At 42.4% G+C, this 15983-nt stretch carries 14 protein-coding genes; 7 read left to right on the top strand and 7 right to left on the bottom strand.

From position 1 onward, the window contains the following. The first annotated feature begins 63 nt into the window (after window positions 1-63). The 7 genes from fhuF to AAC155_RS14130 all read left to right on the top strand — a co-directional run bounded on the left by fhuF (window position 64) and on the right by AAC155_RS14130 (window position 8678). On the top strand, window positions 64-840 hold the full coding sequence (gene fhuF, locus AAC155_RS14160; protein WP_229015663.1) for a siderophore-iron reductase FhuF: 777 nt from the start codon (window positions 64-66) through the stop codon (window positions 838-840). A 175-nt stretch (window positions 841-1015) separates the two neighbouring features. Next, window positions 1016-2560 carry a pyridoxal phosphate-dependent decarboxylase family protein gene (locus tag AAC155_RS14155; RefSeq protein ID WP_113042922.1) on the top strand — a complete coding sequence of 515 codons (1545 nt, stop codon included), beginning with the start codon at window positions 1016-1018 and terminating at the stop codon, window positions 2558-2560. Window positions 2561-2596: 36 nt separating this feature from the next. Beyond that, window positions 2597-3898, top strand: a complete 1302-nt coding sequence (locus AAC155_RS14150) for a lysine N(6)-hydroxylase/L-ornithine N(5)-oxygenase family protein (RefSeq protein ID WP_113042920.1) — start codon at window positions 2597-2599, stop codon at window positions 3896-3898. Continuing rightward, window positions 3898-6300 carry a GNAT family N-acetyltransferase gene (locus AAC155_RS14145; RefSeq protein ID WP_113042919.1) on the top strand — a complete coding sequence of 801 codons (2403 nt, stop codon included), beginning with the start codon at window positions 3898-3900 and terminating at the stop codon, window positions 6298-6300. Before AAC155_RS14150 ends, AAC155_RS14145 begins: the two co-directional genes overlap by 1 nt. A gap of 445 nt (window positions 6301-6745) precedes the next feature. Next, window positions 6746-7216 carry a thioesterase family protein gene (locus tag AAC155_RS14140; protein WP_113042917.1) on the top strand — a complete coding sequence of 157 codons (471 nt, stop codon included), beginning with the start codon at window positions 6746-6748 and terminating at the stop codon, window positions 7214-7216. A 111-nt stretch (window positions 7217-7327) separates the two neighbouring features. Further along, window positions 7328-8218 carry an EamA family transporter RarD gene (rarD, locus tag AAC155_RS14135; RefSeq protein WP_113042916.1) on the top strand — a complete coding sequence of 297 codons (891 nt, stop codon included), beginning with the start codon at window positions 7328-7330 and terminating at the stop codon, window positions 8216-8218. A 7-nt stretch (window positions 8219-8225) separates the two neighbouring features. Further along, the gene (locus tag AAC155_RS14130) at window positions 8226-8678 is read left to right on the top strand and encodes a GNAT family N-acetyltransferase (protein ID WP_158536573.1); all 453 of its coding nucleotides are present in this window, start codon (window positions 8226-8228) and stop codon (window positions 8676-8678) included. Between the two features lie 525 nt (window positions 8679-9203). On the opposite strand, the gene corA is transcribed toward AAC155_RS14130, so the two are convergent. The 7 genes from corA to lptM all read right to left on the bottom strand — a co-directional run bounded on the left by corA (window position 9204) and on the right by lptM (window position 15907). After that, a complete protein-coding gene (gene corA, locus AAC155_RS14125) occupies window positions 9204-10154 on the bottom strand; it encodes a magnesium/cobalt transporter CorA (RefSeq protein WP_112877284.1) in 951 nt (316 codons plus the stop codon). A gap of 95 nt (window positions 10155-10249) precedes the next feature. Further along, window positions 10250-12412 (bottom strand): DNA helicase II, encoded by a 2163-nt coding sequence (gene uvrD, locus AAC155_RS14120; protein ID WP_445260689.1) that lies wholly within the window; start codon window positions 12410-12412, stop codon window positions 10250-10252. 66 nt (window positions 12413-12478) lie between these two features. Beyond that, entirely contained in the window at window positions 12479-13195 is a 717-nt protein-coding gene (gene yigB / locus AAC155_RS14115) for a 5-amino-6-(5-phospho-D-ribitylamino)uracil phosphatase YigB (RefSeq protein WP_113042911.1), read from the bottom strand. Continuing rightward, entirely contained in the window at window positions 13195-14103 is a 909-nt protein-coding gene (xerC, locus tag AAC155_RS14110) for a tyrosine recombinase XerC (protein WP_191214875.1), read from the bottom strand. The genes yigB and xerC overlap by 1 nt, the downstream gene beginning before the upstream one ends. After that, window positions 14103-14807, bottom strand: a complete 705-nt coding sequence (locus AAC155_RS14105) for a DUF484 domain-containing protein (RefSeq protein WP_113042907.1) — start codon at window positions 14805-14807, stop codon at window positions 14103-14105. The genes xerC and AAC155_RS14105 overlap by 1 nt, the downstream gene beginning before the upstream one ends. A gap of 32 nt (window positions 14808-14839) precedes the next feature. After that, window positions 14840-15664: a diaminopimelate epimerase gene (gene dapF, locus AAC155_RS14100; RefSeq protein ID WP_113042905.1), complete on the bottom strand. Its 825-nt coding sequence runs from the start codon at window positions 15662-15664 to the stop codon at window positions 14840-14842. A 48-nt stretch (window positions 15665-15712) separates the two neighbouring features. Then, window positions 15713-15907, bottom strand: a complete 195-nt coding sequence (lptM, locus tag AAC155_RS14095) for an LPS translocon maturation chaperone LptM (RefSeq protein WP_113042903.1) — start codon at window positions 15905-15907, stop codon at window positions 15713-15715. Window positions 15908-15983: the final 76 nt, after the last annotated feature.

Raw genomic sequence — 15983 nt, 5'->3', positions numbered from 1 at the left:
ATGATTAGTCATATGTAAGATACTACAATCAGGTGGTATGGACATGTAAGCAGGGAGTTGGTGGTGTCAGAGACAAAGCATTCAATTACACCTTTAACCACAGTGGTAATTGAAGATATCATTCAGTTATTTGAACAAACGTTTAGCCATTTTTCTGCCACCATGAAAATAAATGCAGATAATATCCCTACTACCAGCATGAATTTCCCTCAGTGGTCAGACACAAGGAAATTTCCAGTATTAATTCAGCGCTATCAAGATGAATATTACGGTGACAACGATATAAAACCTAGCCAGAAAGCCCTATATTCCTTATGGACACAATGGTATTTTGGTTTAGTTATTCCCCCAATGATGTTAATGTTGCTGGAATATCCACAAGCAGTGGATACCCATTACAATCTTTTTCAGGTTGAATTCCATGATAGCGGCAGGCCAGATATTTTTTACTATAATTTGACCTGGCTGAATGAGGCACCTTCATCATTACTCCATCGCCACTATTCTCTCTTGGATCGCCATATTATTCCCGTATGCGAAAAGATTGAATCATATCAAGGGATAAATAGACGTCTCCTGTGGAATAATATTGGTTATCTTATGTATTGGTATCTTGTAGAATTCAGCACAAGAATAAATAGCAAGTTATATCAAGAAATTATAAATGGTCTTTTTATGGAACCACAATTACCTGATGGTAGAGATAACCCCCTTTACCGTACTGTTATTTTACGGCATAACAATATGCAGCGTCGCAGTTGTTGCCAGAGAAATAAACTACCTGGCGTCGATAATTGCCATGATTGCCCTTTGGAATCCAAAGTAGAAAACAAACATTAACATTCTATTCTATAACTTTTAATTTTTATCTGCTTAGGTAGAAAGAGATTATTATGATTTAATCGCGCTATTATTCAACAGTCATTTACTCTAACCCAATATTACACATAATAAAATCAATTATGTTGGGAAATAACCAAATTACAACCTATATATGAAATAACAAGGACATATAATGTACGGAGATGCTCTGCTATTAAACCATCCACTCACGGAAGATAGTCATATAACGGAAAAAGATTTTTCCAGATATTTCTTAAATATGCATAGTGCTGGAGACTATCTTGATGACGCCTATAATGTCATTACCAGAATAAAGAAAATACTACAGCGGGTAGATAGACCTTTCAGTGGGATATTACCCCATGAACTATCCCCGCTATTTTCTAAAGTGAATTTAGATCTTCCTCTGACCTCGTTAAACCAGGCCTTAGATGAGCTACAGCAACTTTATCTTAAAGATGCTGTTTATTTTCATCATCCAAAATATGTTGCTCATCTTAACTGTCCACTGGTATTACCCGCTGTTCTGGCTGAAACCATTATTGGCGCGATTAATTCTTCATTGGATACCTGGGATCAAAGCGCTGGCGGGACACTAATAGAGCAAAAAGTTCTCGACTGGACACGAGATAAAATGGCATTGGGCACAAATGCCGATGGTATCTTTACTAGTGGCGGTACCCAATCAAATCTGATGGCAATACTACTTGCGCGGGACCACTTTTGTCACCAGCGCGATCCTGAACATAAAAATCAGTTACATGGTCTGCCGACAGATTTCCATAAACTGCGTATTTTTACCTCGACAGTCAGCCACTTCAGTACACAAAAAGCCGCTGCTATCCTTGGTTTGGGATATAACGCCGTTATCTCTGTTCCTCATGACAGTGAGTTCCGCATGGACCCTCAATCATTGGAACAAAGCATTAACCAATGCATCGAACAGGGCAACATTCCTTTTGCCATTGTTGCTACGACAGGTACCACAGATTTCGGCAGTATTGACCCACTTCATCCTATCGCGGCTATCGCTAAACAGTATAGTATCTGGCTACATGTGGATGCGGCATACGGATGCGGTTTACTGGTTTCGCCTCGCCGCGCTCATCTACTGGAAGGCATTAATTTGGCAGATTCTGTCACTGTGGATTACCATAAGTCATTCTTCCAACCCGTTAGTTGTAGTGCTTTCTTCGTCAAAAATAAGCAGCATTTATCCCATTTGACTTATCATGCCGAATATTTAAATCCACTCAGTGCCTCACAAGAGGGTACACCTAATCTGGTCAATAAAAGTATCCAGACAACGCGTCGTTTTGATGCATTGAAAATGTGGCTGACATTACGAATTATGGGTGCAAAACGACTCGGACAAGCTTTTGATAAAGTGGTCGATACTGCTCAGGATGCCTATCGATTAATGGCACAGAATCCCTATTTTGAACTTATTCATTATCCAGAATTAAGTACTTTGGTTTTCCGTTTTATTCCTAAACAAAAATTACCTGATGCAGATATTGATGCCATCAATGCAGCCATTCGTAAGGCACTATTCCGTGAAGGTAATACCGTTATTGCAGGTACCAAAGTCAATGGCAGACAATATTTAAAATTTACTTTCCTTAATCCAGCAACGAGCCAACAACATCTACAAGAAATTGTGCATAACATCGTAATGCACGGAAACGATTTTCTGGCAACCCATAATAACAATTAATGAGATTAATACTGTTTATTACCAGGAGAAATTTTTATGACAACTCGCCCTTATGATTTTATCGCCATTGGAATAGGTCCTTTTAATCTCGGACTAGCATGTTTAACTCAGCCATTAAAAGATGTTCATAGCCTGTTCATTGATCAAAAACCGGGCTTTGATTGGCATCCGGGAATGATGCTAGAAAATTCCACCATGCAAACCCCTTTTATGTCAGATCTGGTGACTCTGGCATCACCCACTCATCCACTTAGCTTCCTTAATTACATCAAGCAAAAAGGGAGAATATACTCTTTTTATATCCGGGAAAGTTTTTTCCTGATGCGTAAGGAATACAACCAATATTGTCAGTGGGCGGCAGAACAGTTATCTAATCTACGCTTTAACACACGCGTTGACAGCATTAGTTATAATGAACATACCTCGCTATATACATTACATTGTTCAGATACGTTAACTGGGCAACAACACCAATTTGTTTGTAAAAAATTGGTATTGGGTACCGGACCTGCACCTTATATTCCAAAGTGTTGCCAACCCTTCTCTAATCAGATGGTGACATCTGGTGATTACTTGAAGAACAAAGAAGCTTTACAACAAAAGCAATCTATTACTGTTCTGGGTAGTGGACAAAGTGCCGCTGAGATTTTCTACGATTTGCTCAGTGATATTGATAAATTCGATTATCAACTTAATTGGCTTACCCGCTCGCCACGTTTTTTCCCGCTGGAATATACCAAGCTGACACTAGAAATGACGTCACCAGAATATGTAGATTATTTCTATAGTCTCCCGGGCGAAAAGCGTGATGCATTAAATTTGTCCCACAAGCAGCTTTATAAAGGTATCAATAGTTCATTAATCAATGATATTTTCGATTTAATGTACACCAAAAGGTTAAATGGCAAGTTAAACGTCAATTTATATACCAATAGTGAATTACAACAAGTTAGCCATGCCCAAAATGGCCGCGACCTAACATTGGCGTTATTCCAACACGAACAGGAGCAACCATTTTCTCTGGACACCGAAGGAGTTGTTCTGGCTACCGGCTATCAGTATCAAATCCCGACTTTTATTGAAGGTATACATCACCTTATCCGTTGGGATGAGAAAGGACGTTATGGTGTACAGCGTAATTACAGTATCGATCAGAACAATACCATTTTCATACAGAATGTGGAATTACATACTCACGGTTTCGTCACGCCGGATCTGGGAATGGCCTGTTATCGCAACTCCTGCCTGATTTATGAAATTACCGGTATTGAACATTATCCGATTGAGAAAAGTATCGCTTTCCAGCAGTTCAGCGTTGAAACCGAAGGAGCATGCTAATGTCCGTTTTTAATCCTACACTGTTTGAAAAATCCTTGCCTGAAATAGGTACCTTTGCATTACGTCCACTGGATCTGGAACAGGATATTCTCATATTAACTGACTGGGTTAACCGGGATTACGCCCATTATTGGGGAATGCAAAACAATACTGAGAAACAAGTACGGGAATTTTATCATAATTTAGAATCAAGCCATCCGGGCAGTGTCTTTATTGGAATATATCGGGGGCAACCTACTTTTCTATTAGAGTGTTATCGTGCACAAGATGATCTGATTGGAAAATATTATCCGGCACACCCAGATGATATGGGAATACATATTCTGGTTGCACCACCGCAAGAAAAAATAAGGCATTTCACCTGGGGAATTTTCCAAACCATCATGGCCTTTATTTTTAGTGATCCTACTGTGGCTCGCATTGTGGTTGAACCTGATATACGTAATGAAAAAATTCACAAACTTAATCTACGGGCTGGTTTTGTTTATCAGAAGGCATTGGTATTACCGAATAAAACAGCCAAGTTAGCCTTTTGCACCAGAGAACAACATCAGATTGCGTTACAGCGGGAACATCAAGCGACAACATCAACCCACTCAGGCGCATTGATGACAAATGCCATACACTTGCAACCGGCGGTCTGGCTGAAAGTTAATCGTCTGCACTTGTGTAAAGCGATTTCTGAATTTTCACATGAATGTTTACTCGTGCCTCAACAGTTAACTGAAAAAGCAGATAATGATGGATATCACCATTACCGTTTGGATAATGCTAACCATCTGGTCAGCTATACTTTCCGGGCACGGCGTATGGCACTGGATCACTGGCTGATTGATGCCGATTCGCTACAAAAAAATGCCAACGGAGAAGAAAAAGTACTCGATTCCTTACTATTCATTATTGAGTTCAAACAACAACTTGGCATCAGTGATGTCGTAATGCCTACCTATCTGGAAGAAATTACCAGTACTCTCTATAGCAGTGCTTTTAAGCATAACAGAATCGGTATCAGTGCAATGGATCTCGTGAATACTGATTTTCAGGCGCTGGAAGGGGAGATGATGGAGGGACATCCCTCTTTCGTCGCCAACAATGGCCGGATTGGTTTTGATATTGGTGATTTCCAGAACTTTAGTCCCGAAGCTGCCTCTGCTATGCATTTAGTATGGCTGGCCGCACATAAGAGCAAGGCACACTTTGCTTGCATCGAGCAACTCAATTATCAACAGTTGCTGGAACAAGAACTAGGCACCACTGCAATGGCTGAATTTGATCAGCGGTTGATCGCGCTTAACCTTAATCCAGAAGATTACGTTCTGATGCCAGTTCACCCCTGGCAATGGCAGAACAAACTGACATCGGTGTTTGCTCCTGATATTGCTAATCAGAAATTGGTCTACCTTGGTATTGGTGCCGATATCTATCAGGCACAACAGTCAATCCGCACCCTATTCAATCGCAGTCATCCTCAGCGATATTATGTAAAAATGGCGTTGTCCATTCTAAATATGGGATTCATGCGCGGTTTATCACCTTATTATATGGCGACGACGCCAGGCATTAACGACTGGCTATTCGATCTGGTCACACAAGATCCCATCTTGCAACATTATCGTTTTAAAATTTTACGAGAAGTCGCCAGTGTTGGATTCAAAAACAGCTATTACGAGCAAGCAATCAGTAGTGATACGCCTTATAAAAAAATGATGGCGGCACTATGGCGAGAAAACCCGCTGCAACTCATTGAACCTGGGCAACAAGTGATGACTATGGCTGCGTTACTGCACAGTGATCAGCAAGGGAATGCCCTATTGCCCGCATTAATTTCAGCATCCGGCCTACCTACTCATGAATGGTTACGTCGCTATTTAGAGAGTTATCTTGCGCCACTGTTACACTGTTTGTACGCTTATGATCTGATGTTTATGCCACACGGCGAAAACATCATCATGGTATTGGAAAACCATGTTCCACAGCACATCTTCATGAAAGATTTAGCGGAAGAGATTCTGGTCATGAATCCCGACGCCGATTTACCGGAAAAAGCGAGTCGAGTCAAAGTAGACATGCCGGAAGATATGAAAACACTCACTATCTTATCTGATGTGTTTGACGGTATATTCCGCTATCTGGCTGCAATACTGGATGAACAGGGTGACTATTCACAGGATCTTTTCTGGCAGGCCGTAGCAGATTGTATTTTAAGCTATCAGCACAACCATCCTGAATTGAGTGAGCAATTTGTACGTTACGATCTGTTTACACCAGAGATTAAACGCTGCTGTCTAAACCGCCTGCAAATAGCGAATAACCGCCAGATGCTTGATTTAGCTGATCCGGCTCAAAGTTTACAGTTTGCTGATAACTTGATTAACCCAATTGCCAAATTTGGTCATTCGTAAAATAGCACTATCCATGGGCATGGAGAATGGTGTTTCATCAGTAACATGCTCACTACTCTATTAAGGCGGTGCTGCTACAGTACTGCCTTCTTTATTTACATAATTTACCTATACACGTAATTTCAGTGGATTAAATTTCAGCACCGATATTATTTTCCGTTTCAACTTACCTATAGTTGTATTCAATTATGTTATACCCGTCATCTTTCAAGTTGCCTCTTTGTTGGCTGCACTCGCTCACCCCGGTCACATAGTTATCTATGCTCCCGGGGATTCACTCCCTTGCCGTCGCGATCCATCTTGAAATCCATAGGGTATATATTCAGATTATTGCCAGACATTCCTTAAAGCTGGCAAGATTAGCAATAAAAGCATAATATTAACAAGTCATTAACTATATAGAGTCATATTGGAAACATATATCTTTATTTAGGAATAAAATTAAATGTCTACAACGCTATTAACCCTGGAAGAAGCCCGGCAAGTGATTGGTCATACTTTTGTTCACGATATGCCTTTTAACCAATTATTAGAACTTGAACTAATTCGATTTGAACAAGATTACGTAGAAATACAATTCCGTAACCAAAGTAAATTAGTAGGTAATATCGCACAAAAAATTTTGCATGGTGGAGTCATTGCCTCAGTGCTTGACGTATGTGGTGGATTGGTCTGTATCGGTAACGCCTTGACCCGTCTAGTGCCTGCATCATTAGAAGAATTAGAAAAACGATTATCAATAATGGGAACGATTGATTTGCGGGTGGATTATCTACGCCCCGGTCGTGGTGAATTATTTACTGCCACCAGTAGCATTATCCGCAATGGTAACAAAGTTTCTGTTGCCAGAGCAGAACTACATAATGAGCAGAGAGCCCATATCGCCAGTGTAACGGCGACCTATTTGGTAGGATGACAATATCATTTTAATCGCTTGCGTAATATTCAGCCCGGTGACATATTATTTTCACGTTAACGGGCTAAAAACCCATGACACTCTTTCCACCTTTATTAACATCAGGACAATATGAACAAGCCACAAACTACCAAAGGAGTATTGTACGCCTTCGGTGCCTGTTTTATCTGGGGAATCGCACCAATTTATTTTAAACATATCCAGCAAGTACCTGCTGACGAAATTCTGACCCATCGTATTATTTGGTCATTTTTCTTTATGTTGCTACTGTTAACATTAACTCGTCACTGGTCACAGGTAGCCAAAATTTTCCGTCAACCTAAAAAAGTATTATTTCTGGCCGTGACAGCAACCGTGGTTGCCTGTAACTGGCTGATTTATATCTGGGCGGTGAACCACGGCCATATGCTGGAAGCCAGCTTAGGTTATTTCATTAGCCCATTAGTTAACGTTTTGTTCGGCATGTTGTTTCTCAGTGAGCGTTTCCGCGGTACGCAATGGGCTGCGGTTATTCTGGCCTTCACCGGCGTATTAATCCAGCTATGGCAATTTGGTTCTATACCGGTCATTGGATTAAGTTTGGCTGTCACTTTTGCCCTGTATGCCCTGCTGCGTAAGAAGATGAACGTTGATGCTCAAACAGGCATGACGATTGAAACACTGTGGTTACTACCGGTTGCCGCCATTTACCTATTTGGTTTTGCCAACACCCCAACCAGTGATTTAAGTAATAACCCAACGATTCTCAATTTATTGCTGATTGCCGCGGGCATTATTACTACTGTGCCATTACTGTTATACACGGAAGCCGCAGCTCACCTGCGCCTATCCACACTAGGATTCTTTCAGTATGTCGGCCCAACGCTGATGTTCTTGCTAGCAACCTTGGTTTATGGTGAACAAATAGGCACCGACCGTCTGATTACTTTCGGCTTTATCTGGGCTGCATTAGTGCTGTTTACACTGGATGCCGTGTATACACAGCGTAGATCGCAGAGATAGCGAAACAATGAAAATAGCCATCAGATTAGCCAATACAACCGAACAGCTCGCCCTTGAAGCTCTGCAATTACGTGCGTCTCTTATGTGGGAAGAAGATAGAGAGTTATTACTAGCAAATCCCCACATGATAGAACTGCCGATAGAATATATTACAGCAGGATATGTTTATATTGCGGAACAAGCTAATGTAATCTTGGGATTTTGTGTTGTATTGCCGCTATCTGATGGAAATGCAGAACTTGATGGAATATTTGTTGAACCGGGCTTTTGGCATCAAGGTATTGGCAAGCAATTGGTGCAAATCACATTGAATGATCTTCATATAAAAGGCAAAGTCTCATTGCAGGTGCTGGCTAATCCGCAAGCAGAAGGGTTTTATATTGCCCTTGGCTTTAAATATTTGGGAAAAGAATATACTCAATTAGGGACAGCGATTCGTATGATTAAATACATACGATGAAATTAAGCTAATTTTATTTATTCTTTTTTATGTCCGATATAAAACCATAGAATTAAGGTTAATAATATTTAAATTAAAACTTCAACTATATTAAAGATAGAAAATAATAGTAAAAGCTTCTTTTAAAACAAAAAGCACTCCAAGTTATATATCCAATCAGAGATTATATGAACCATATGGAATAAGCATTTAAGCATTTTATAATAATGTTAAGATTGTTTCCACTCAATAATCAATATTTTAAAATAATAATAAAACCCAATACTGCACAAAAATATTATTAACGTATTAACGTATTAACGTATTAACGTATTAACGTATTAACGTATTAACGTATTAACGTATTATTTTCATATCTCTATTATAGCCGCTATAATACAATTATTACAGCAGCTATACCCTATGGATTTCAAGTTGCATCGCGACGGCAAGGGAACGAATCCCCGGGAGCATAGATAACTATGTGACCGGGGTGAGTGAGTGCAGCCAACAAAGAGGCAGCTTGAAAGATGACGGGTATATATATTAAAGCCAATTCTTCCGCTTAAAATAGAGATACGGTGCAAGGCCGGCCGCAATCATTAAACCAATTGCGCCCGGATAACCAAATGTCCAGTGTAACTCCGGCATAAATTCAAAGTTCATACCATAACTGGAAGCCACCAGCGTTGGCGGCAGGAATACCACAGAGACAACCGAGAAGATTTTGATAATTCTGCTCTGTTCAATATTGATAAAACCCATTGCCGCCTGCATCAAGAAATTAACTTTTTGAAACAAAGATTCATTATGTGGCAACAGTGATTCAATATCCCGCAAGATTTCACGGGCCTGCTCTAGTTGAGCTCCCGGCAAACGGGCCCGTCGCACCAAGAAGTTAAGCGCACGCTGTGTATCCATAAGACATAAGCGAACCTTCCAGCTAATATCTTCCTGTTCAGCAAGACTGGACAAGGCAATATCAAACTCATCACCCTGTTTCCCTTCCATAATGACCCGGCTCAGGGATTCCAGTACGCTGTAAATATTTTCGATAACATCAGCCAACTGTTCAATCTTGGTTTCAAACAGATCCATTAGCACTTCATAAGCATTACCATCGACTAATGTCTGATTACGAGCACGCATACGATACAATCGGAACGCAGGGAGCTCCCGCTCTCGCAACGTATAGAGACGACCATCACGAATAGTAAATGCAACTGTTGCGTTGCCAGCATGGTCTTCCGCGTCTTCAAAGTAAAAAAATGAGTGGACGTGTATCCCGTCTTCATCTTCAAAAAAACGCGCCGACGCCTCAATGTCATCCAGTTCCGGTCGGGTTGCCAGAATTTGGCCTAATTCATTTTGAACTTGCAGCCTGTCTTGTTCTTCCGGCTCAACCAAATCTACCCATAAGGAATCAGATAACTTTTCTCCCTCTTCAAATTCAAGACGGAGCAGGCGATTATTCTCTAACTTAAATGCGCTCAGCATGTATCATAAGTCTCCTTTACTCCCTACGTGATCGTAAGGCGCGAATGTTACGCTTAGAAGAAAAAGCCTGTCAACATTCAACCTGGATATTATTTTCAGACCATTTCAAGTCTGGCATAAGCAGCAACCAGCCACTTAATCCCTTCCCCTTGAAACGCGATTTGCAATCGGCTATTTTCACCACTCCCCTCCATATTGATAATGGTTCCTTCACCAAATTTAGGATGACGAACACGTTGCCCAAGAGCATAACCGCTATCATTGGAGCTAATTGGTGTACCTAACCGACTATGGCTAACTGGACGAGATACTGTCGCACGTAACCGAACTTCTTCAATACATTCTGACGGCAGTTCCCCAATAAAACGAGATGGCCGATGATAAACCTCTTTGCCATATAAACGACGACTTTCGGCATAAGTGATGGTCAGCTTTTCCATTGCACGTGTCAGCCCCACATAAGCCAAACGACGCTCCTCTTCCAAACGTCCACCTTCTTCAATCGACATCTGGCTTGGGAACATGCCTTCTTCCATGCCAACAATAAATACCTGTGGGAATTCCAGTCCTTTAGCCGAATGTAATGTCATCAGTTGCACCGAATCTTGGTAGGCATCGGCCTGCCCTTCTCCCGATTCCAGCGCGGCATGGGAAAGAAACGCCTGCAATGGCGTAAAATCTTCATCCTCTTCCTGATAGCTAAACTGGCGAGTCGCCGTGACAAGCTCTTCAAGGTTTTCAATACGCGCCTGCGCTTTTTCACCTTTTTCCTGCTGATACATTGCCCGCAGGCCAGAATCACGGATAACCCTGTCAGTCTGAACATGCAATGGCATATCTTCTGTTCCTGTCGATAATGCGTCAATCAGTTCAATAAAACGCTGTAAGGAAGCAGCGGCACGCCCAGCCAGCACTTTCTCTTGAAGCAATATCTGACAACAGTCCCACATCGTTTGCTGCCGTTCACGAGCCGCTTGACGCACAATATCTAAAGTTCTGTCACCAATACCACGGGTAGGCGTATTCACCACACGTTCAAACGCCGCGTCGTCATGACGATTGGCAATCAAACGCAGGTAAGCCAGTGCATCTTTAATTTCCTGACGTTCAAAGAATCGTTGACCACCATAAATACGGTATGGCATTGATGCCTGTAACAGCGCCTCTTCCAGTACACGGGACTGAGCGTTGCTGCGGTAAAGTATGGCACAGTTTTTCAGGGCACCACCATTTTCAAGCCAATTTTTTATCCGGCCGACCACATAACGGGCTTCATCCAGTTCATTAAATGCACAATAAAGGGAGATGGGCTCACCCTCTATACCATCAGTCCACAGATTTTTACCCAGACGATCACTATTATTAGCAATCAGCGTATTGGCAACTTTCAGAATATTACTGGTGGAACGGTAATTCTGCTCCAAACGGATAGTTTCAGCGCCGGAAAAATCTTTCAGAAAACGCTGAATGTTCTCAACTTGAGCCCCACGCCAACCATAAATAGATTGATCATCATCCCCGACAATCATCACTTTGCCTGTTTCCCCTGCCAACAGATGGATCCAAGCATATTGAATACTGTTAGTGTCCTGAAACTCATCCACTAGAATATTAGTAAAGCGGCCACGGTAATGTTGCAGGATCTGAGGTTTATTCAGCCACAACTCATGAGCTCGCAGTAAAAGCTCAGCAAAATCCACTAGCCCGGCCCGATCACAAGCCTCTTGGTAAGCCTGATAAATTTTCTGCCATGTCGCCTCAACAGGGTTGCCATAACTTTCAATATGCTGTGGCCGCAATCCTTCATCTTTTTTACCATTGATGTACCACATGCCTTGACGAGCTGGCCATTGTTTATCATCCAGATTCATCGCTTTGATAATGCGTTTAAGTAGGCGATTTTGATCTTCACTGTCAAGAATCTGAAAATCCTGTGGCAAATTAGCATCCAGATGATGGGCTCGTAACAAACGATGAGCCAAACCGTGAAACGTACCAATCCACATTCCACCTTGACTGGTACCGATCAAGTTTTCAATCCGATGACGCATCTCCGCAGCCGCTTTATTGGTGAAGGTCACGGCCATAATGGAAAATGGCGAAGCTTTCTCCACCGATAACAACCAAGCAATTCGATGTACCAGAACCCGGGTTTTACCACTCCCCGCGCCTGCTAATACCAACATATTAGTCCGCGAAGCAGCTACCGCTTCCCGTTGTTTGTCATTCAGACTTTCGAGCAGATAGGAGACGTCCATAGTTACCATCGATTGATTAGACAGCACCCAGAGGTTGCTGTGTTTTTATACAGAATAATTTCTTGATTATATCAATGCTGTCAAAGAAGCCAAATCGTAAATCTCAATGTGAGGCAGTAGGCAGCTTTCCATCGTCTGCAATCGTTTTTTATTCTTAGTATTCATCCAGCAAGCTTGCATACCACTACGCAGTGCCCCTGCCACATCAGTATTCAAGTCATCACCGACATGTAAGATTTGCCCAAGCGCTAAACCCAGACGATCCGCAGCCAAACAGTACATATCACTGCAAGGTTTTGCACGCCCATCAGGGCCAGCTTTCAGCACAAATTTAAAATAAGGGGCAAGGCCACAAGCAGCGGGTTCTGCATTGCCATTAGTAATGGCTACTAGTGGCATCTGTTCAGCAAGTGCCGTCAGGGTCTTATGTGTTGATTCAGGAATATCAATCCGATTACGCCAGAGGGTGAAATGCGCCATGACATCATCTGCCCCCCGATCAGCATCTTCACGGCTAAAACCGTAATAGCAAAACATCAACTTTGAGGAGTGCCAGCGCCATAAAGTCATGTCATGACAAATTTCAGGATACTGCTCAAGTGTCAATTCACGGAAAGCGCATAGATCCTGATGATTAAGATGACTGAACCTAGGATCATACCGCCGTACAAAATTCAGTACTTCCTCTTCCGTTTTATCCATGACTGGATGATTATCATACAGCGTATCATCCAGATCAAATGTCATCGCTAACACTGGCGCAAGAGGCCGGTAAAAACGCATTACGATTTCCCCCGTTTGGCTCTGGGATGGGCTACATCATACACTTTTGTCAAATGCTGGAAATCCAAATGAGTATAGATTTGTGTGGAAGATAGGCTGGCATGACCAAGTAATTCCTGAACTGCGCGCAAATCACCGCTGGATTCCAGAATATGAGTGGCAAAAGAGTGGCGCAATTTATGAGGATGAATATGACTACTTATTCCCTGGCGTATTCCCCACTGAGCAAACCGTTTTTGTACATTACGGGTTGATATCCGCCGCCCACTCTTTGAGACAAAAACAGCATTATCCTCCGGCTCGAATAGTTCCCGCATTGCCAACCAACGATTAAGCCATTCAACCGCAGTATGTCCCAAAGGCACCTTCCGCTCTTTACTGCCTTTACCTGAAACCCATACTTCTCCACTTTCAAGCTCCAGATGCGGGCAATCAAGGCTCACCAACTCCGACAAACGTAATCCAGCACCATACATCACTTCCAACATCGTCCGGTCACGCACCGATAATGGATCATTAAAATTGATATTCAGCAGCTGGTTCACTTCATCCACATCGATATTTTTCGGCAAATGACGCTTGGTTCCCGGCGTGCTGACGGTTTTACTCGGGTTAACGGAAATGTCCCCTTGAGTCACCAGCCAATCAAGGAAACTACGCAAGGAAGATAAACGCAACGCCAAGCTAGCTGACTGTAAGCCAGCCCGACGACTACGTGTTACCAACATCCTCACTTTCACTGGATCAAGATCTTTCCATTGGCTGACACCCATTTCTAAAACCATCTCAGCCAATGTGACAAGCTGACGACGATAATTGATGATAGTCACTGGACTTAACCGACGCTCTACCCTGAGATACCGCAAAAATGCCTCAATCGGCTCCAGTAACCGGTCAATTTCCTGCATCATATTCGTTTAATCCAACGAGACAATATATCCGGCAATAACTTAGCCAGATGCTCAAGCATGTCAGTTCCCATGCCTTCTTGATAATGTTGATGATTCCGACTGTTAAATATCACCATACCCAGTTCGCCCCTCGTTCCCAGTAGAGAGACGGCAACCGAACCGACATGCCGAACTTGCGGCAACAGCAATAGAATTTCCGGCCCATTTAGCATACCGAGATAGTGGTTTTTATTACCAAAACGCTGAATACGGATTGGTTCAAAAGCATTGCGAGAAAGCGCTAAATCAGGCGCATCAAGTGGTGCGCCAATATGCCATTTATCATTGAAAAGACGGATACTGGCACTATTTAGTCCCATATTCTTAGCCCATAAACTTAACCGACTAAGCATATCTTGCAAGCTCTCTGCCGCAACCAAATTAACAAGTAATTTAAGCAACTGCTCAAACAGTTGTTCATTCACTCTAGCCTGCTCCATGAGCAGCGTTATATCTTCTTCCAGATAAGCAATACGCGTTCTCTGGCGGCTCATATACCATTCAACCAAAGAAATCGTTTCTCTTACCGGATGAGGAACCCGCATCTGTTCAACGACACATGCATTACGGATAAAGAAATTGGGGTTTTCCAATAAATAATCCACAACAGTCTGATCATCAAGTATGTCATTGATGTTTAACTGCTCTTCTTTTTTCTCCATCTCCAATGCCCCGCAGCTCAAAACAGAATCGATTACAGATGAATTGTGCCATCATAAACATGCATCGCCGGTCCCGTCATATAGAGCGGTTTTCCCGGCCCATCCCAACAAATAAACAGTGAACCTCCCGGCAAATCTACCCGAACGTGATTGTCGAGCAATTGCTGCTGAATACCCACTGCAACCGCTGCACAAGCACCACTGCCACAAGCTTGGGTTTCCCCAACACCACGTTCATAAACCCGTAAGCGGATATGACCACGGTTTAAAATTTGCATGAAACCAATATTCGCCCGTTCAGGAAATCTTTCGTAGCTTTCCAAAGCTGACCCCAAAATATCTACTTCAGCCGTTTCCACGTCTGACACTTGAATCACACAATGAGGATTCCCCATAGAGACAACACCACAAAGAACGGTTCTTTCTACTACCCGTAAAATATAGGTTTTTTCCGCCCTTAACGCACGAAATGGTACATGATGCGGCTCAAATTCAGGTTCCCCCATATTAACGCAAACCTGATCATCATTGGTGATGCTCAGCAGCATCCGCCCCGATTGCGTGCTGACTTTAATATCACGCTTATTAATTAATCCTTTAAGGCGGACAAAACGGGCAAAACAACGCGCTCCATTGCCACACTGTGCAACTTCACTACCGTCAGCATTAAAAATGCGATAGTGAAAATCCATATCCGGATCATAAGGTGCTTCAACAATTAATAATTGATCGAAGCCCACACCAGTATGTCTATCTGCCAAACGGCAGATCAATTCTGGTGAGAAATAAACATTTTGGGTCACAGCATCAACGACCATAAAGTCATTACCTAGACCATGCATTTTGGAGAACTGCATATAATGCTCCACCGTAAACCGTAGCTACTGACTATCGGCTTATCTCGCTTATTTCTGAGAGGTGCTATCCACTTTCTGCCCTTGCTGCTCTTGCTGCCCAGTATTCGGGGAAATCTGAGACGCAGTTGTCGCCTTCTCTGTCGATGGTTGTTCTGGAGGAAAATAGAGAGGACCTTTCAGTCCACAGCCGGAAAGTACAAATAAGGTTATGATAGCCAGAAATCCGCGTAATTTTTTCTTCATTGCATTAATGCCTGTAATTCATACGTCAATATTCTCTATAATCGCAGTTAGACCTCGAAAAGCAAATAGGAAATGA

It is taken from the genome of Photorhabdus sp. HUG-39, assembly GCF_963878365.1.
Taxonomy (GTDB): Bacteria; Pseudomonadota; Gammaproteobacteria; order Enterobacterales; family Enterobacteriaceae; genus Photorhabdus; species Photorhabdus kayaii.
Note: the sequence above shows the minus strand (reverse complement) of the source record. Positions and strands in the feature narration are given on the sequence as shown.